The 19293-nt window shown below is 43.8% G+C and carries 16 protein-coding genes and 1 tRNA gene; 3 read left to right on the top strand and 14 right to left on the bottom strand.

The window, feature by feature from the left end; translation table 11 throughout:
- Positions 1 to 8: 8 nt before the first annotated feature.
- From BDE36_RS20090 to BDE36_RS20120, 7 genes are all read right to left on the bottom strand, one after another.
- Positions 9 to 3239 (bottom strand): SusC/RagA family TonB-linked outer membrane protein, encoded by a 3231-nt coding sequence (locus BDE36_RS20090; RefSeq protein ID WP_235904360.1) that lies wholly within the window; start codon positions 3237 to 3239, stop codon positions 9 to 11.
- Positions 3240 to 3504: 265 nt separating this feature from the next.
- The gene (locus tag BDE36_RS20095; protein WP_141816266.1) at positions 3505 to 4257 is read right to left on the bottom strand and encodes an SDR family NAD(P)-dependent oxidoreductase; all 753 of its coding nucleotides are present in this window, start codon (positions 4255 to 4257) and stop codon (positions 3505 to 3507) included.
- Between the two features lie 11 nt (positions 4258 to 4268).
- Entirely contained in the window at positions 4269 to 5549 is a 1281-nt protein-coding gene (locus BDE36_RS20100) for an MFS transporter (protein ID WP_128768580.1), read from the bottom strand.
- A gap of 12 nt (positions 5550 to 5561) precedes the next feature.
- The gene (locus BDE36_RS20105) at positions 5562 to 6449 is read right to left on the bottom strand and encodes an alpha/beta hydrolase (protein ID WP_128768581.1); all 888 of its coding nucleotides are present in this window, start codon (positions 6447 to 6449) and stop codon (positions 5562 to 5564) included.
- A 19-nt stretch (positions 6450 to 6468) separates the two neighbouring features.
- A complete protein-coding gene (locus BDE36_RS20110; RefSeq protein ID WP_128768582.1) occupies positions 6469 to 6810 on the bottom strand; it encodes a cupin domain-containing protein in 342 nt (113 codons plus the stop codon).
- 7 nt (positions 6811 to 6817) lie between these two features.
- Positions 6818 to 8959: a heparinase II/III domain-containing protein gene (locus tag BDE36_RS20115; RefSeq protein ID WP_141816267.1), complete on the bottom strand. Its 2142-nt coding sequence runs from the start codon at positions 8957 to 8959 to the stop codon at positions 6818 to 6820.
- Positions 8960 to 9005: 46 nt separating this feature from the next.
- Positions 9006 to 9749, bottom strand: coding sequence for a FadR/GntR family transcriptional regulator (locus BDE36_RS20120; RefSeq protein ID WP_141816268.1), 744 nt, complete (start codon positions 9747 to 9749; stop codon positions 9006 to 9008).
- A 221-nt stretch (positions 9750 to 9970) separates the two neighbouring features.
- On the opposite strand from BDE36_RS20120, the gene BDE36_RS20125 reads away from it, so the two are divergent.
- Complete coding sequence (locus tag BDE36_RS20125; protein ID WP_141816269.1) at positions 9971 to 11728, top strand: GNAT family N-acyltransferase; 1758 nt, start codon at positions 9971 to 9973, stop codon at positions 11726 to 11728.
- Here BDE36_RS20125 and obgE read toward each other — a convergent pair.
- The 5 genes from obgE to BDE36_RS20150 all read right to left on the bottom strand — a co-directional run bounded on the left by obgE (position 11725) and on the right by BDE36_RS20150 (position 15184).
- Positions 11725 to 12723: a GTPase ObgE gene (gene obgE, locus BDE36_RS20130; RefSeq protein ID WP_141816270.1), complete on the bottom strand. Its 999-nt coding sequence runs from the start codon at positions 12721 to 12723 to the stop codon at positions 11725 to 11727. The genes BDE36_RS20125 and obgE overlap by 4 nt on opposite strands.
- Positions 12724 to 12851: 128 nt before the next feature.
- A complete protein-coding gene (locus tag BDE36_RS20135; RefSeq protein ID WP_128768587.1) occupies positions 12852 to 13424 on the bottom strand; it encodes an adenylate kinase in 573 nt (190 codons plus the stop codon).
- A gap of 62 nt (positions 13425 to 13486) precedes the next feature.
- Positions 13487 to 13560, bottom strand: a tRNA-Arg gene (locus tag BDE36_RS20140).
- A gap of 171 nt (positions 13561 to 13731) precedes the next feature.
- Entirely contained in the window at positions 13732 to 14700 is a 969-nt protein-coding gene (gene floA, locus BDE36_RS20145; protein WP_128768588.1) for a flotillin-like protein FloA, read from the bottom strand.
- 22 nt (positions 14701 to 14722) lie between these two features.
- Positions 14723 to 15184, bottom strand: coding sequence for a redoxin domain-containing protein (locus BDE36_RS20150; protein WP_128768589.1), 462 nt, complete (start codon positions 15182 to 15184; stop codon positions 14723 to 14725).
- Between the two features lie 233 nt (positions 15185 to 15417).
- On the opposite strand from BDE36_RS20150, the gene BDE36_RS20155 reads away from it, so the two are divergent.
- On the top strand, positions 15418 to 15933 hold the full coding sequence (locus BDE36_RS20155; RefSeq protein ID WP_141816271.1) for a hypothetical protein: 516 nt from the start codon (positions 15418 to 15420) through the stop codon (positions 15931 to 15933).
- 5 nt (positions 15934 to 15938) lie between these two features.
- On the opposite strand, the gene BDE36_RS20160 is transcribed toward BDE36_RS20155, so the two are convergent.
- Positions 15939 to 17108, bottom strand: coding sequence for an SDR family oxidoreductase (locus BDE36_RS20160; RefSeq protein WP_235904361.1), 1170 nt, complete (start codon positions 17106 to 17108; stop codon positions 15939 to 15941).
- Positions 17109 to 17226: 118 nt separating this feature from the next.
- Positions 17227 to 17475, bottom strand: coding sequence for a hypothetical protein (locus BDE36_RS20165; RefSeq protein WP_128768591.1), 249 nt, complete (start codon positions 17473 to 17475; stop codon positions 17227 to 17229).
- A gap of 312 nt (positions 17476 to 17787) precedes the next feature.
- On the opposite strand from BDE36_RS20165, the gene atpD reads away from it, so the two are divergent.
- On the top strand, positions 17788 to 19293 hold the full coding sequence (atpD, locus tag BDE36_RS20170) for a F0F1 ATP synthase subunit beta (RefSeq protein ID WP_128768592.1): 1506 nt from the start codon (positions 17788 to 17790) through the stop codon (positions 19291 to 19293).

Below are 19293 nucleotides of genomic sequence, written 5' to 3' on the forward strand. Positions count from 1 at the left end.
GTCATTCTTTAAAAAGTAAAATCAATACCGAAAGTAAAAGTGCGCGTCACGGGAAAAGCTCCCCGCTGATAACCGGATGTTAACGGTGACGCATATTGATTAGATGTAACTCTCGCTTCGGGATTTATCCCGCGGTATGAATCACCCGTTATAAACACGAGATTATCACCTGAAGCATATACTCTTAAGGTGTTGATCTTTACCTTCCCGATTAACTTAGCAGGGAAGGTATATCCTATAATCACATTTCTTAATGAAGCATAAGAAGCATTTTCCATTACATAATCTGTGAGCATCCAATCTCCCCCGACGTTATTGTAGGGAGTCTTTCCGTCTCCGGGATTCGCCGGACTAATCCAGCGGTTTTTTGTATAGTTGCTGTTAAGTCTTTTGGTTTCGGTATAAAAAGCATCGCCGTTTATCATATTGCCGCCCTGCACCCCTTGTATAAGGAAACTAAGATCAAAGCCTTTATACTTCATGCTATTGGTAATACCCCAGGTGAAATCCGGAAAAGGTGTTCCTAAAGTAGTCCTGTCGTTTTCGTCTATCCGGTTGTCTCCGTTAATATCTTTCACTTTAATCCCGCCCGGCGTATAATAATTCTGTATAACGGCGGTCTGACCTGCATTTTTTGCCTCATCTACCTCTGCCTTCGACATCCATACCCCGTCTGTCTTATATCCGAAAAACTGGATAGAGGGTTTACCAACTATCGCCGCATACACTTCATTTCTTTCTCCATAAGTGTATTGGAAAGGCTCGCCCCCCAGTTGCATAAGCTTGTTGCTGTTTGCAGCAAGATTGAGGTTAGTGCTCCACTGGAATTTTTTTGAACTGATATTATTAGAGGTTAAGTCGATTTCAACCCCGGTATTGCGCACTTTGCCAGCATTATTCCAGAAAGTGTTCGACCCGCTGAACGACATCGTCCCTTGTTGAAATAGAAGACGGTCGGTTTCGGAGCGGTATAGTTCCATCGAAAGACTTAGGCGATCTTTAAACAAGCCAAGATCGAGTCCTGTATTTAGCTCGAATGTGCGTTCCCATGTGATATATGGATTAGCAAGAACATCACCATTAGGAGCCAAACCAAGATTCAAGGTACCCGTGCCTCCTCCGAAAGAATAATTTCCGGGATAAAGGAGATTTTCATAGGCAAAATCCTGAATGCGGTTATTTCCCGTGGCTCCGTAACTGGCTCTAAGTTTGAGATTGCTTAGCCAGTTTGAAGTGCCCTTCATAAAAGGCTCAGTGTTTACTCTCCACCCGGCGGACACAGAAGGGAACCATCCCCACTGATTTGGCTTTTTGAAATAGGTACTACCGTCAGTTCTCAGACTGGTAGAAAAGAGATACCGGCCTTTGTAATCGTAAGTGATACGTCCAAGGTAAGAAACCAGCCCAGTAGGAATTCTGTTGGTATAAGTTCCTGCCTGATCAATCTGTGCAGCCTGGCTCAATGTTTCGAAGTCATCTGTCGGGAAATTTCTTGCCAGAATGTTAGACGCATCACTCGTAGTCTTCTGTACAGTATATCCCAGCAAACCGGTAAAGTTATGATTTCCAACTTGTCTGCTGTAATTAAGGGTATTTTCCCAAAGCAGGTCGATTGTCTTGTTTGTATACTGCTCGCCCGAACTTACGTCGCCATCACTTTTTGCATTACTCCTTGTGAGTGTTAAATCTTCGCGATTATTATAGTAGCCACTAAAGGCCGTCTTAAATGTAAGCCCCTTCACTATATTATAGGAGATATCACCTCCTCCCATTACCCTATAATTTTTAGAGCTCCGGCTGATACGCGAAGCTATAGACAATGGGCTGTTATTACTTGTACCCCATGGAATAAGCGTTTCGTTGCTCGTCCAGTAAGACCCGTCAGGCATATACCCCGAATAATACATATTTGCAAAATGACGAGCCTGAGCCCAATCACCTGGCCTTACAGAAGCCCATTGAGGGTTCTGATTAACAAACGCCGCTGTAAAGTCCGAATGTCTTACAGGAAGGAAAGAATAGGTACGATAGTAATCAGTAAAGTTTGCGCCAGGGCGCTCAAGATTAGAATACGTTGGATTAAGGTTTACTGAAAGACTTATTTTCTTACTCAGATTCGCGTCAAGCTTTACTTTAAAATTCCCCTTATTGTTTTCGCTGAACTTCATGATCCCCTGGTCCCTTTGTACATTACCTGATACATAGTAACGAAGGTCCTTATTCCCACCCGAGGCATTTAATTGTACATTATAGATTCCGGCACTGTGCAAAGCTTCGTCCTGCCAGTCGGTTGAAGCTCCTGCTATCTGGTTCTCAAGAATATAAGCAGCTCTTTCGTTGGGTGTGATATCGTTATAATCATCAAAGTCGGCAGGGTTCACGCTGGCGTCGTTGCGTCTCAAATCAGCTTCAGAATATAGCAGTTTGGTATACTCAGTGATCGACATTATCGGATTAAGTTTATAAGTATCCTTAAATCCATAATAGCTTTTCACGGCATAACGAGGTTTGTTTGCGGTACCTTTCTTGGTCGTGATAATAATTACGCCATTTGCGCCCCTCGAGCCGTAGATTGCCGAAGAGGCAGCATCTTTAAGCACTTCTATGGATTCAACATCGTAGGGATTAACAAATGCAAGTCCGTCGGGTACCGGATGCCCATCCACGACTATGAGGGGCGAAGAATTAGCGCTGATAGAGCTCAGTCCCCTGACTCTGACTGTTGGCGCAGCCCCGGCCTCTGAAGTAGTATTCTGCACTGACACTCCGGCCATCTTACCGATGAGGGCATTATCTAGCCGCGAAGTTGGAATCTCATCAAGGTTTTCGTTCTTTAATTTGGTGACCGACCCTGTTAAATGCGATTTCCTTACAGTACCATACCCAACAACCACCACTTCATCCAGCGATTTCACATCTTCCTCCAGGCCGGCGTCTATCGTCCTCCGGCTTTTTACTGCTATCTCACGCGGTTTATATCCCATAAAGCTAAACACAAGCGTACCTTCTGCAGGCACCCCTTTCAGTGTATATTTTCCCTTGATATCGGTTGAGGTCCCAATCCGGGTACCTTTTACCAATACACTTACTCCCGGAAGTGTCTCTCCTTTAGCATCTGTTACCGTCCCCGAAACGCTTATGTTCTGGGCGAAGGAACTGAAGCTCCAAAGAAGAATAACTCCAAAAACGGCAGCAGCGCTCCCGCTCCTGCACATTTTCAATAGTTTTTGTTGAATCATATTTAATTCAGTTTATTGGTTATGAATAACTTATATTTTCTTTCGTATACTGTCGAAGCCTCTGTTCTGAAGGGTCGCTGAATTAGATATCACATCTTCTGACAATAGCTTCCCTATTCAGATTATATCTTTATATGTCGTTTAATGGCTATTGGTTAATGGCTGGTTATGCCTGCTTAAGACTCTTCTTTACGGTCTATCTGTTCTTATTCTATTCGCGTCAGCGAATAATGCCTGCGCAACAGAATACGCAGGCATTAATTATTTAAGAGAACGCCAATCCTCCGTTAATATCAATATTGGTTCCGCTTAAGAAGCTCGATTCATCTGATGCCAGATAAGCAACCAGATCAGCAACTTCCTGAGCAGTGCCTTCGCGGCGTAATGCAGTTGCATTACAAATATTTGCCCTTATTTGAGGCGTGCTGTGAATATCGTGGAACGTGGTTGCGATAACGCCCGGCGCCAGCGCATTTACGCGGATGCCCTGTGGCCCAAGCTCTTTTGCCAGCGAACGGGTATAAGTCATAACTGCACCCTTTGCTGTAGCGTAGGCGCTTGCTCCAGGGCCGCCGCCATCACGTGCTGCCAAAGAAGAAAAGTTGACGATTGAAGAACCGGCCGGCATAAAAGGAACGATAGCCTTACTTACCAGAAATACCGACTTAAGGTTGAGATCCATAAGGAAATCCCAGAACTCTTCTTCCATTTCAACCAGTTTCTTTCGGCCAACAAGTCCCCCGGCAACATTTACCAGCACGTGAATTTCATCACCAAAGGCTTCTCTTGCTTTTGCAGCCAACACATTGGCATCGGCGGCTTTAGTCATGTCGCCATAAACCAGGATAGCCTCACCACCTTCGCTCTTAATCATCTCAAGAGTTTCAACCGCTTTCTCTTCCTGATCAAAATAGTTTATAACCACTTTAGCACCCTGACGGGCTAATTCGCATGATACAGCACGGCCGATATCTCTCGCACCGCCTGTAACTACTGCTACTTTATTTTTTAAACGCATTGTATGATATATTAATTTATTTTTTTTGAACTCATAAACTTGACAGACAGCCAGGTAACCGGCACCAGCACCGCGGCCAGCACGAAGAAAGAAACGTAGCTTGTCTGTGTAATTACCGGAACTGCCCAGGTAGTAAAGAGTGTACCTACCACAGCAGCAGTGCCACCCATGCCAGCTACTGTACCTACATTTTTACCATTGTAGTAATCGCTGGGTAGGGTTTGAAGATTACCTATCAGGAATTGAAACCCAAACAGGGTAACACCGATAAGACACATCGCCAGCATTGGGTGATCTTTAAGAGAACTGAGATAAAACAGGATGGCCAGCAGTGCGGTAAGCATCAGTACACATCCTATGGTGATTGCGCTTTTCCTCGCCTTCTCAGGCTCCATCCCGTTCTTAATCAATCTCGACGAATAAAAGCCCCCGCTTAAACTTCCAACCGCAGCGAAAAGGTAAGGCACCCATGTGAATGCCCCTATTTGTTTTATATCGAACAGAAACTGTTCTTTCAAAAAAGTTGGAAGCCATGTGACGAATAACCACCATACCGGGTCGATAAAAAAACGTCCTAATATGATGCCCCACGTACTTTTAAACTTGAGAAGTTCTGTCCAGGTAAGTACAGGAGCATTTAAAGCGGCATCGGGCGCGGCCACTTCGCATGAAAGAATATGTTCTTTTTCTTCATCCGTAATCCAGGGATGCTTATCGGGATTGGCTTTATTTATATATAGCCACGGGATAACCCAAAGTATGCCAAATGCGCCGATCAGAAAAAAAGTAGCTTTCCATCCAAAGGCAATGAACAACAAGGCGATAATAGGCGCCGAGATTACCGAACCAAGAGACGCGCCTGCACCGAAAATACCCTGTGCTATGGCCCGTTCCTTCGCCGGAAACCATTCCGCATTGCTCTTAGTCGCTCCAGGCCAGTTTCCCGCCTCAAAAAATCCAAGGAAAAACCTGAAGATATTAAAGGAGAAGAGTGTCCGGGCAAGGGCATGCAATGCTATCGATATACTCCATCCGGCGATGGATATCGCCATCCCCAGCCTTGTGCCGATAGAATCCATCAGCTTGCCCGTAAACGTCTGGCCAAGGGCGTAAGCGATCATAAAGAACGTGGTGATTAACGCGAGCGTACTTTTACTATCAACCTCTGCTATACCAAATTCATGGTATATATAAGGCCACATAATATTTATGGCACTCCTGTCAATATAATTGATAACCGTTGCCAGCCCAATTAACAGGATAATATACCATCTTAAACCTTTTATTTTCATTAGAATACCTGATTATTTATGGATTCCTAACTCTTTAAGAAAGTCCATTATCCGGGCGTTTACTTCTGAATTCTTCTCTTTCGGGAACTTTCCGTGTAAGCCGCCTTCAACTGTAATAAATTTGGTTTTCACCCCCGCCTCTACCAGTTTCTTGTGGAGAGCTACCGATTGCTGATAGGGAACTGTGGGATCAGCATCGCCATGAACTATAAATACCGGCGGACTGGTCTTTTTTACGTACGTAATGGGAGAGACAGAATTAATAAAAGCTTTATCCTTTGCCTTATCTCCCAACCACCAGGTAGCCGATTTACTGGTAATATTAGGGCCATAAGCCCAGTCATTCACGTCAGTAATACCATACTTATCGATGATCGCAGCTACTTTGACATTCTCTACACCTTTGCAGTTGGTGTCGAAAATGTGGTCATTCTCCAGCAGGCCTCCCATAAGTGCAAGGTGTCCGCCGGCAGAGCCTCCCATGATCACAATTTTGTTTACATCGATATTCAGCTGTTTGGCATTCTTAATGAGGTAGATCAGCGCACAGCGGGTATCCTCTATTGCAGCCGGTGCCGGAGCCACCTGCACCAGGCGGTATCCGATATTCGCCACGGCGTAGCCCTTTTTAAACCACGAATTAAACCCGGTCTGCGATTCTTTGCTTCCTTTATTCCAGCCACCGCCATGTATATTGATCATCACTGGCGAAGGCCCTTTCTCTTTAGGAGGAAGGTACAGGTCCATCTTTCCATCCCAGCCGTTTACCTGAGTGTATACTACATTCAATTGCGACGAATAACCTTCCGGGTATTCCACCGGCTTAAACTCGGTTTCCTGACCCAATGATTTAACAACCACCAGAGCCAGGCAGAATAATGTTATTAATATCCTTTTCATTTAATTTAGGGTTAGTAGTTTACTTGTTTAGAAAATCTTCTCTATGGGGACTGAATACATCGATCAGGATTCCAGGCTCAACACAAACGCAACCATGTATTACATGAGGAGGCACATAATATCCGTCTCCTTTTTTTATAGTCTTTTTCTCCTCCCCGATGGTCATTTCAAATACGCCACTTTCTACGTACGTTACCTGTACATGATGGTGCTGATGTAAGGTACCTACGGCTCCGGCTTCAAACTTTGCCTTTACCAGCATTATCTGATCATCATAACCATAAACTTGTCTTTCAATACCTTCACCTGCCTTTTCCCAGGGAATTTCCTTTTCGATCTGAAATAAATTACTTTGTATCATGACTTAATTATTTTATTAATTGAATGAAATTGTTCTTGTCGGTATAGTTCATTATCAGCTGGTACACTTTCCCTTGCACTTCAAATGAAAAGCTCGTCCCATCTCTGTCAGCCTTAATTACCTTAAGCCCCGATACAGTGCTTTTGGCGCCAGTGGTTGTTTCCGCTATAGCATCAACAAGGCCATGACTTTCTGTAATAGAAATAAATGTTTGATCGTGTGACTGTGACCGTGAAAGAATAAAAGCCTTTGCATTTAACAGGTTATAGTTCGGATCATTTGCGCCCAGGGAGACCGTTTTCACGTTCAGGACTGACCCGCCTGCAAAATGCGTAGTATAAAAGCGCTTATTATTCATCACTGTGATATATCCGCTTCCTCCGGGAACAGAGTCGTTACTGTTCATCCACAGGTGTTCATACCCATATTTAGTTCCTGCCGGCCTGAGCTGATCAGTAAAGGCATTGATTTTAAAAGAAGCGTCAGTGACATACCCGTTATACCAGAAGGGAAGATCGTATGTGTGTGCAGCGCTCGACTCGGCTTTATAGACGTCAACAAGCAAAGCCTTTGTCAACTCCGGGAGATGAAGCAATACGGATGTCCGTACCATTGAAACGCCGGGGAATGCCTTGTCTTCCCTGGCACTTACAGCCTGTACCTCTCCGTCGCCTTTGAAGTATAAGATTTCGGGATAATGGCTCTGCGCTTCATTGAGATTGGCTTTAAATGCCGACGTTTTATCGACTACCAGCGTATTATGAGCAACGGTTTGCTTCGCCCAGGTTTTGTTTTCAGGGAGATATTCGCCGTCGTTCTTCGACTCTATATTAATGAAGCGAGCCGCACCGTAATCTGAAAACACTTCAGATCCATTATCATAATAGAGAATATTCAGGCGATCGAAATGCCCGTGTCCCATTCCCTGTGATGCAGCTTTAAAAACCAAACACTGCTGGTCATTATTAGATCCGGATCTTAGCACAGCCAGTCCGCCCTCGTTGCCTGCGGCTCCATCTGTTATTATAAGGGATTTGTACTGGAATGGCTTCGCTTTACCCTCTGTTATATCCTTAGCGACCTTTAGTCCCGCGTCAGACACAATAACTCTTCCTTGTTTTTGTGCTACATCGAGCAAGTCGGCTTTTCCACCCATTTCTGCATAAATGAGGTCAACCCCATAAACCAGCTCGGCCGACTCAAATGTTTTATCTTTAATAGCATCATTTATAGGGAAGAATACACCAGTGCTGTACGTGCTTTGTAATGAAGTATTAATCGCTTTTTCAAGCACCTTGTTCCGGTACTCATATATATGCCGCTCTGGCTGATATTGGTTAATCGCTTTGGCAAATATTACGAAAGGCAATAAAGCATACCGCTGATAATAAGGGCCCTCTGTATAATACCCGTCGGGAGAAAACAACTGGTCCAGCTGCGCCAGATAACCTGTTTTGCCGGATTTATCAGAACCTTTTAATGCCATTTCGACGTAGTCGGGCTTGTTTAATACATAACCGGTAAGACCAACAGCAGCAACAGCCCAGGTACCATGGTTGTGAATACGGTTAAAAGTTTCTTTTGAATTTTCGGTAATAAACTTCAGGACGGGTACAAATAGTTTGTTCTCAATAGTCTTCCTGTCGCGGGGTGTGATGGCATCATAAACCATGTCGTATCCTTGAATCACATTTACCTGCCATACACAATCATTCAGGATCTGCCAGAAAATCCTGCCCGCCTGATTACTGGCCTTGCTTTTCGGATGTACTACCAGCCATTTTTCATACTGAGCAGCATAGCCAAGTAAAACATCTCTTACGTAAGAAGCATATTTGGCATCGCCGCTGATCTGATAAGCTACACCACAAGCTAAGACATTCTGATAATTTCTTTTATGCTGCTCATGCGATGGCCCTCCTCCACCGTCTTTGGGTACTGGTATATTGATTTTTCCCTCAACAGCTTTGTCAGCAGCATCCTTCACCTGCGCAAACGACTGCTGAAGCAAGGGATATTGCGTACATCCTTTCCTTACATTATCTATCCCAGCCTTTGTCAGCATGATATTGGGATGCTCCTGCGCTGCTAGGAAAAGCGAAAACTGAAGGCAAAAGATAACAAGTACCACTTTTTTTAAGTAGTTCATATTTTGAATATTTTAATATCTGGTCTTTTAGATTTACTTAAGCCGGCTATTCTGCGTTATTATCTAAGAGCTTCTTTGCATCATATCCTGCCCTGCTTATTTGAAAAATTTCATTTAAATGATTAGCCATCGCTTTTTCCGCTGCATCACTGTCCTTTTCTTCAAGCGCTTTTAAAATAGCACGATGCTCGGGTATTGACAATAATCCCCGCTCTTCGCCACAAACCTTGTTTTCATTAATGCTCTTAACAAGATCGGGAATAAGAATCAGCAACATCGATTCTATAACAGGATTTTTAGTGGCACGGGCAATTTTAATATGGAACAGTAAATCCTCTTCCACGCCGTTCAGGCCTTGTGCAATCTTATATTCGTACTCATCCAAAGCACGCTCCATTGCATGCAAATCTTCCTCTGTTCTTCTTTCAGCCGCTACACGCACAGCACTCAGTTCGAGGTAGTACCTGGCTTCGATTAATGCATTGAAATCATCCTTATTGAAATTAATAAGATCTGTAAGGAGATTATCCAGCACATTAATACTGAGGCCCGAAACATAGGTTCCGCTCTGGGGACTTGTTTTCAGAAGCCCGTAGAACTCCAGTTTAAGGATGGCTTCACGAACGTAACTTCTACCTACACCAAACTTTTCGGCAAGAACTCTTTCAGCAGGCAACCTGTCGCCCGGTTTTAACTGTCCGGATACTATTAGGTGCTTTAATTGGCGAATAATCTTTTCCACCGGGGTTTCCACTTCTATCGCTTTTATCGTCTCTATTAACGGGTTCATTGGTTGACCAATTATTGGTTGACCAAATGTATAGAAAAGAATTACATCTCCAAAATCTTTCTTAAACAAAATTTCAGGAATATGATATCAATCAATTTTGATGCTTGCGTGCAAGAGGCCAGTTAATTAAAATTCATACAAGTTCTTTTAATTTTGCTAATTTCATCTTTGATTTTTATCGATTGAAGTGTAGCTCCTGTAAACCATTCCTGTACTAAAACATGAAAGTAATAAGCAAAGAAGAGTTCGCTAAAGCGACGCGAATTGATAAGCTTCATCTTCCCGGGCTTGCTTCATTATTAATGGAGATAATGAAAATCAATGATGTGAACGCGGCTTTCTCTAAAGCCCACCATCTTGAAGGCATTGATTTTATCGACAAGATCCTTGAGATCCTGGGCATTAGAGTTGAATTCGACGAGGCAGAACTTAAGAACATCCCTCGTAGCGGTGCATTCATTGCAATTGCTAACCATCCTTACGGAGGTATTGAAGGGTTAGTACTTCTTAAGATACTATGTACAGTGAGACCCGAAGCGCGGCTTATGGCAAACTTCATTCTAAAAAAGATTCCCAATCTTAGTGAGTACTTCATAGCAGTAAATCCATTCGAGAATATTGAGCATTCTTCCAGTATCAGTGGTATCAAGAGCACGATGGCGATACTGAAGAAGGGGGACCCGATCGGTATTTTCCCGGCCGGCGAAGTTTCTACATATAAGATTGGATCACAGCAAATAACGGATAAACTATGGCATCCTGTAGTCGGCAAAATAATCACGAAAGCGAAGGTGCCGGTTATACCCATATACTTTCACGGCAATAATGGCCTGCTTTTCAATATTATTAGTTTAATCCATCCTGCTTTACGTACAGCAAAGCTTCCATCCGAACTCTTCAATAAACAGGGCCATAAAATAAGGTTGCGCATTGGCAAACTAATACCTGCCGAAGACATTCCATTCCAGAATAACACGCCAAAGCTCCTTGCCTATCTGCGGGCCAAAACGTACAGCCTGGGTACCAGCCTCGAAAATGAGAAAAGGATATTCAATCCACGGTATCTTTTCAAGATCAGGAAGCGGGCAGAACCCGTTATTCCGGCTATTGATCCTTCAATTCTGGAAGCGGAGATCGATACCCTGAGAAAGAGCTGCAGAATCTGCGAAGAAAAGCAATACGAAGTGTTCGTATCCCCCACCTCGAAGATCCCTCATATTATTAAAGAGATCGGGAGGCTCCGGGAAGTAACATTCAGAGAGGTGGGTGAAGGCACCAATAAGTCGGTAGACCTCGATGGCTACGACATCTATTATCACCATCTTTTTATCTGGGATAAAGAAACCAAACAAGTCGTAGGAGCTTACCGCATCGGCAAGGGGGATGAAATATTCTTCAGCATGGGCAAATTAGGTTTCTATACCGCCGGCCTGTTTAAGATTAAGGAACAGTTTTACCCGGTTTTACGGCAAAGTCTCGAACTGGGAAGGTCGTGGGTGAGGAAGGAGTATCAGCAGAGACCGCTTCCTCTATTCCTTTTATGGAAGGGGATTCTCAAATATCTGCTTGATAACCCAAAATACCGTTACCTGATCGGGCCGGTAAGTATTAGCAACAGCTTTTCTAAGTTTTCGAAATCGCTTATTGTCAGCTATATTTCGAGATACCATTTCGATCATGACCTGGCAAAGTATGTAAAACCAAGGAAGAAGTTCAAAGTTGACTTTTCTAAGATCGACACCAGCCTTTTATTCGAACCGAAAGACTCACTGAAATCGCTCGACAGTTTAATCTCGGAGATAGAGGTAACTCATATGAAAGTGCCGGTATTATTGCGGCAGTATATTGCCTTGAATGCCAAAATCATTTGCTTTAATATAGATCCGAAGTTTTCTGACAGTCTGGATGGATTCCTGATACTTGATCTGGAGAACGTACCAAAAGAAATGGTTGAAAAGTTAGGAAAGAATCCTTCCTAATTCTCGTTTATGGCCTTCCAAAGCATATCTTTCAACTCCAGCAGCCCTCTTTGTGCTACCGATGAAATGAATATGTAAGGAATCGGTGGAACATCAGCCTCCATTTCCTGCATTAATTCAGCATCGAGCATGTCTGATTTACTGATTGCCAGGATCCGGGGTTTATGCATCAACTCGGGATTGTAATCCTCTAATTCTTTCAATAGAATGTCGTATTCCTGATGAATAGTCCGGCCGGTATCGGCAGGAACCAGAAACAGAAGAACCGAATTTCTCTCTATATGTCGTAAAAACCGGAGTCCAAGGCCCTTCCCCGTAGAAGCGCCCTCTATAATTCCCGGAATATCGGCCATAACAAACGACCGGTTGTCCCTGTAAGAAACGATTCCTAGATTAGGCACTAAGGTTGTAAACGGATAATCAGCGATTTCAGGTTTAGCCGCAGAAAGGACTGAAAGAAGAGTAGATTTCCCGGCGTTAGGAAAACCAACGAGTCCAACGTCGGCCAGTACCTTGAGTTCGAGTATCATCCACTGCTCCAAGCCCGGTTCACCCGGTTGTGAAAACCGCGGCGTTTGCAGCGTTGGAGTTTTGAAGTGCCAGTTCCCCTGCCCCCCTCTGCCACCCGGGGTCAGGATCCTTGTTTCTCCATCTTTTGTGATTTCAAACAGGATCTTGCCGGTTTCAGCATCCCGCGCAATAGTGCCCAACGGAACTTCGAGGATCTCATCTTTACCGGTCTTTCCCGATTTTAATGCGCTGCCACCCGGTTCACCGTTCTCAGCAATAACATGCTTACGGTATTTCAGGTGTAAAAGGGTCCATAGCTGACTATTTCCCTTCAACATCACATGACCGCCGCGACCACCGTCTCCTCCATCGGGACCGCCCTTGGAGGTAAACTTATCCCGGTGTAAATGCGCGGAGCCTGCTCCTCCCTGACCAGAACGGCAACATATCTTTACGTAATCTACAAAGTTCGATCCCTGGGCCATAGGAGGTTGTGAGTTGTGGGTTGTGAGTGATGCTTTAGTTATGAGATATGAGTGATGAGATATGAGTTACGTCTATTTTAAAATTACAAATTATGAAATATTATGGCTTTCCACTCATATCTCACAACTCATAACCCATCAACGATCTTGCTTATTTCTGTAAATATTTCGTCAATGCTGCCAATACCATTAATACTATAGTATTTTCCCTGCGCTTTATAGAAGTTAGCAACAGGCGCAGTTTTATTATTATACTCCTCGATTCTCCGGCGGATAATATCTGGGTTTGCATCGTCAGGACGGCCTGAATCCTTCCCTCTCAAAAGAAGACGATTCTGAAGCTCTTCCGAATCTACGTCCAGCGCAACCATTCCTGATATCGCCGTGTTTTTCGAGATCATCAGTGCATCCAACGCTTCCGCCTGCGCTACTGTCCGTGGAAAGCCATCAAATATGAAACCATTAGCCTCTTTATTGGAGTCCAGTTTATTGCTGATCATACCAATAACCACTTCATCAGGAACGAGAATTCCCTGATCCATCAGCTTCTTTGCTTCAAGTCCTAATTCAGTACCGTTAGCAATTTCACTCCGCAGGATGTCTCCTGTTGAAAGATGAACAAGCTGATATTTCTCAATAAGCTTCTGAGATTGAGTTCCCTTACCGGCTCCCGGAGGGCCAAACAAAACAAGATTTAGCATCAGGATTATTTTTAAATTTAAAAAGCCTTTCCGTGTATCGAAAAGGCTTTTTAAGTAAGTCGTGGACTTGAAGGGAGTCGAACCCCTAACCTTCTGATCCGTAGTCAGATGCTCTATCCAATTAAGCTACAAGTCCCTTTGTTAATGGACTGCAAAGATAGAAGTAAAAATTTAACATCTGCAAAAAAATTTCAATTTTCACACCCTTTGCAATCCCTTATGAATGTATTTGCCTCTATTCATGAATCTTACGAATGCAACTCCTTTATCTTTTTTCTTAACAGAGGGTACTATATGCGCAACTTGACTATTGTTTTCCCTTATTGGGCTTTGAAATCGACTCACGCATGTCGGTATCCGATTTCAGGTTCTGCATTTTGTAATAGTCCATTACGCCAAGATTGCCGGATCGGAACGCTTCTGCCATAGCCAGAGGAACCTGGGCTTCTGCTTCAATTACTTTCGCACGCGCCTCCTGAGCTTTCGAGCGCATTTCCTGCTCTGATGCAACGGCCATTGCACGACGTTCCTCTGCGCGGGCATTTGCAACTTTAAGATCTGCTTCTGCCTGGTCTGTTTGAAGTTTTGCACCAATATTGTCGCCGATATCAATATCCGCGATATCAATGGACAGGATCTCAAAAGCGGTACCGCTGTCTAATCCTTTTTCTAATACTGTTTTTGAGATCCTGTCTGGATTCTCCAATACTTCTTTATGATTTATGGCAGAGCCGATGGTAGTAACGATGCCCTCACCTACTCTCGCCAGAATCGTTTCTTCACCGGCGCCACCTACCAGCTGATTAATATTCGCGCGCACCGTCACCCTCGCCTTGGCAACCAATTGTATCCCATCTTTTGCAACAGCTGCAACCGGCGGGGTATTAATTACCCTCGGATTAACAGACAGCTGAACAGCATCGAATACATCGCGGCCTGCAAGGTCAATTGCGGTTGCCAGTTTAAACGTAAGGGGAATATTGGCTTTATCTGCTGAAATAAGCGCTTTGATTACACTGTTTACGTGTCCTCCTGCTAAATAATGAGTTTCGATCTCGTTCGAATTAATATTTAGCCCCGCTTTTGTAGAAGTGATCATTGCGTTTACTACAAGCGAGGGTGGTACTTTCCTAAGGCGCATCAGGAAAAGATTAAGCAAGCTAACCCTCACTCCCGAAAGCTGGGCGGTAAACCAGAGGTTAACCGGCAAAATATACAGAAAGAAGAACAGGGCGACAATAACCCCGAGTACTGTAAACAACAAATTATTATCCATTTTAAGTATATATTAAGTATTATTATTTTACTGCGTTCTGAATAGCTTCGAAATCAGGAAGATCGCCGGCTGACTCAAGTACTTCAGCATATACAATTTCCTGTTCTTCGTTTATTACAAATGCCGCACGTTTTGCCACCCCCCGTAGCCCGAAAACAAACTCATCGTAATAAGCGCCGTATGCCTTACACACTTCTTTATTGAAATCGGATAACAAAGGAAACTGATATTGATTCTCTTCTTTAAACTTCGCAAGCGTAAAAGGCGAATCAACAGAGATTCCCACAACATCGGCCCCAAGCTCTTCGTAGTAACCAAACGAATCGCGCATTGTACACAACTGGGTGGTGCATCCCCCCGTGAAAGCCATTGGAAAGAAGTGGATCACCAGTTTCTTTCCAGCATAATCACTTAAAGAAATTTCTTTGAGCTCGGAACTGTAGAGATTAAAAGAGGGTGCTTTTTGACCTTTTGTTAATGCCATAGATAATCAGGTGTTGGATATGTAAATAACGGAATTAAACTGGCTGAATTATTTTGCTAAATATACCGTTAATTCAGATAAATAGAAAATCTGTATCAAATACAGTGAAATTAACTAAATTGCGCTGTGTTACAGTTTTCCGGCAAATCCTGGACTAAGTTAAAATTACTGGGGACCACTGTAACTCAATAACCGGCGCGAGTCTACAAACTAAATCACTTTAAATTAAACGCATGAAATCCAGAGGTACAACATTTCTCGTCGTTGCGATACTATTGATCGTTTTAATTAAGGTCCTTCACGTAAATACCAGCTATTGCAACAGCACAGTATCTACGAATGTTTCGAGCAGCTGGAGCAGTTGGAACAACTCAAACGCCAGTACAGAAAGCATACGAAATCCCGCGTCTTCAATCCCGGTTGTGGTGATTTATAAATCAAAAATAATTGGAGATATAAAGTCCCCTGCTCCCGTCAGAATTGATATTTCAGATAAAAACATCGGTTCGCTCTGGGTTCCCCTGTTCAAAACGTCAAGTTTTAGTTTTTCAGTAGATTGTAAGAGCACGCCTAAACTAGCAGAAGCTCAAGGCGTTGCAACCGTATTCGAGGGTAAAATCAATATTTCGGGAAAATACAGCTTAATCGGACTGTGTCCATCAGAGACCGCTGATAAGCTGGTAGTAGAGAATATAATGAATCGTATTTATGATGAGGCAAAAACGAACATAAAAAGCTTCTCTAAATAAAAAATTCAACAGTAGCGATCATCCCTCTTTTTGATTTGAGCATCGAGTATAGTTAATCCTTCCCTAAAAGAATGAGGCTGGTATCCCAGATCAGCAATGGCCTTATCCAGAACAAAGCCAGTTCGTTTTGGCCTTTTTGCTGTCTGATTTAAGGATTCTGATGACACCGGCTTCATAAGAGAACTATCGAGATGCCAGAACGCAGCTACATGCTGCACCAGTTCATAAACGCTCATCATGTCTTTTCCGGAGATATGATAGATTCCAGGCGCCTCTCTTTCAGCAGCGAGAAGACATGCCTCGGCCAGATCTTCGGCCAATGTCGGCATCCTCCACTGATCAGCCACAATATTGAGCGGTTCGCCTTTTTCAAGGGCCGACTTCGCCCAGAGCACGATATTGGAGCGGCTCATATCTGTAGTTATTCCGTAAACAAGAATCGTACGGATGATGGTCCAGCGACATGAAGAATTAAACAAAATCCTTTCCGACTCTGCTTTGCTTTCGCCATAAACACTGACCGGACTTACATCCGCCTCCTCTGCATAAGGCCCGTTCCCGCCGTCGAACACAAAATCGGTAGATAAATGAATAAGGTGGATGTCATTTTCTTCACAAACCACCGAAAGCGACCGTACCGCTTCCACATTCATGAGGCGACATAGGTCCTTGTCCTGTTCACAGATATCTACATTGGTGACCGCAGCAGTATGAATAATCACATCGGGCGAGAACCGTTGAATAACATCCCGCATGCGAGGTGTATCGCAGATATCCATTTCAGCGTAAACGTATCCCTCCTCTGCAGGATACCTGTTCCGTCCTTTTGATGTCGCGATGAGCTGAGCCCTGTTCGATGAAAGGATAAGCTCTGTAAGCTTCTGCCCCAGAAGCCCGTTACTACCGGTTACCAGTATTTTTTTCATTGTTGTAAATATCTGGAATTTATACCAGATCCGCTTCGGACCCGCATTTAAAAGGCTCCAGAGTGGAAAGGGAGCACTTAGCGACCATACTTTGTCTTCCTCCTGTGCTTCTTCGAGTAAAAACCGGAGAAGCACGGAAACGAGTGGCTGTCTGGACCGAAGATAGCCAAAGCCGGATATGAGCCGGACCGCACTGTCCAACAAAACCGGTACCTTTTCCTGACCATGTTCGTAGTGGCAACTACTCACCTTCTGGCTGGCTATGACTTGGCTTCGGTCTGGGTATTGGATTTTTTAGAAGAACTGTAGAAGAAATCCCATAGCCGTGCCGAACCCAGCCGGGGCAGGGTGCGGAAAACTTCCGGACTCAGTGAAGTCCTTTTTCTGTTCCTTCATCCAAGTTCTTTCTCTCATTATTTTTGCTGTAACAGGCAATGCAAAGAATAATCAGAGCGACAACAACAGCCCAGGCCCAGGGCTGCAAATACCAAACCGTATCGCTGCTTATAATATCCTGATCCGGAATGTCTGAATTGGTTTGCGCGAAGGCAAACGTGTTTAAACAACTAAGAAGCGCAATAAAAACAGATCTTCTTAAAATTTCCTTGGTTTCCATGACACAAATCATTTTCTTTTAATAAGAACAGCATTATTTTCGTCTGGTTTTATGATAAATTCACAGGCTTCATTTTTTCACGGGTTTATCAAAAGTGCTATAAGTCTCAGGATAGCGCACCGGAAGAAAGTGAAAAATAAGGGCGTTTGAGCAAAAGAAAAAACGCGATATAAATGAATAGTCATAAAAATGAAAATCTTTTCATTCCAGACATTTAATTTTAAAAGATAAAACGTATTATTGCAGACCCAAAAAGCGACCTTAAAAGTGGCTTTAAAACATTGAAAAATAACATATTTACTCCAAAATTATATGCCAAACGTTGGAAAAATAGCGCAAATCATTGGAGCGGTAGTTGATGTAAGCTTCGCCGATGGCGCCAAACTCCCCAAAATTTACGATGCATTAGAGGTTATTAAGCCTAATGGACAGTCTATTATCTTCGAAGTACAGAACCACCTTGGAGAAGACAGGGTTCGTGCGATAGCAATGGACTCTACAGACGGGTTGGTTCGCGGAATGGATGTAACTGATACAGGAGCTCCGATTAAAATGCCTGTTGGAGATGGAATTAAGGGCCGCGTATTTAACGTGGTAGGTGATGCAATAGATGGCATTCCTAACCTGGATAAAACAGCCGGGCGTCCTATCCATAGTCACCCTCCGCGTTTTGAAGATCTTTCTACAGAAACCGAGGTTTTATTTACCGGAATTAAAGTAATTGATTTGCTGGAGCCTTACTCAAAAGGTGGAAAGATTGGATTGTTCGGTGGTGCAGGTGTTGGAAAAACCGTATTGATCCAGGAGTTAATCAACAATATTGCAAAAGCATATTCTGGTTTATCTGTATTCGCAGGTGTAGGAGAACGTACCCGTGAAGGGAACGACCTTCTTCGCGAAATGCTCGAATCGGGCATTATTAAATACGGAGAAGAGTTTATGCATGGCATGGAGAAAGGCGAGTGGAACCTTGATACCGTTGATGCCGAAGAGCTGAAAGATTCTAAATGTACCTTTGTGTTCGGTCAGATGAACGAGCCTCCCGGTGCACGTGCCCGCGTTGCGTTATCAGGTTTAACTGTTGCTGAATACTTCCGCGATGGAGATGGACAAGGCCAGGGACGTGATATCCTGTTCTTTATTGATAATATCTTCCGTTTCACTCAGGCAGGTTCTGAAGTATCTGCTTTGCTTGGACGTATGCCATCAGCTGTAGGTTACCAGCCAACACTTGCAACGGAAATGGGTTTGATGCAGGAACGAATCACTTCAACCAAACGCGGTTCAATCACTTCCGTTCAGGCGGTATATGTACCTGCGGATGACTTGACCGACCCTGCTCCTGCAACAACGTTTGCCCACCTTGATGCAACAACCGTATTGTCGCGTAAGATTGCTGAGCTTGGAATTTATCCTGCGGTTGACCCGCTTGATTCTACCTCGCGGATCCTTAGTCCGATGGTTCTTGGCGACGAGCACTACGGAACGGCTCAGCGTGTAAAAGAAATTCTTCAACGCTATAAGGAACTTCAGGATATCATCGCCATCTTAGGTATGGATGAACTTTCTGAAGAAGATAAGCTTGTGGTTGCCCGCGCACGTCGCGTTCAGCGCTTCTTGTCGCAGCCTTTCCACGTTGCTGAACAGTTTACAGGATTAAAAGGCGTACTGGTTGATATTAAAGACACTATTAAAGGCTTTAATATGATCATGGACGGAGAAGTAGATGAATATCCTGAAGCTGCATTCAACCTCGTTGGTACGATTGAAGATGCAATAGAAAAAGGTAAGAAACTGCTTGCTGAGGCAAATGCGTAG

The organism is Arcticibacter tournemirensis (genome assembly GCF_006716645.1).
In the GTDB taxonomy this organism is placed as follows: domain Bacteria; phylum Bacteroidota; class Bacteroidia; order Sphingobacteriales; family Sphingobacteriaceae; genus Arcticibacter; species Arcticibacter tournemirensis.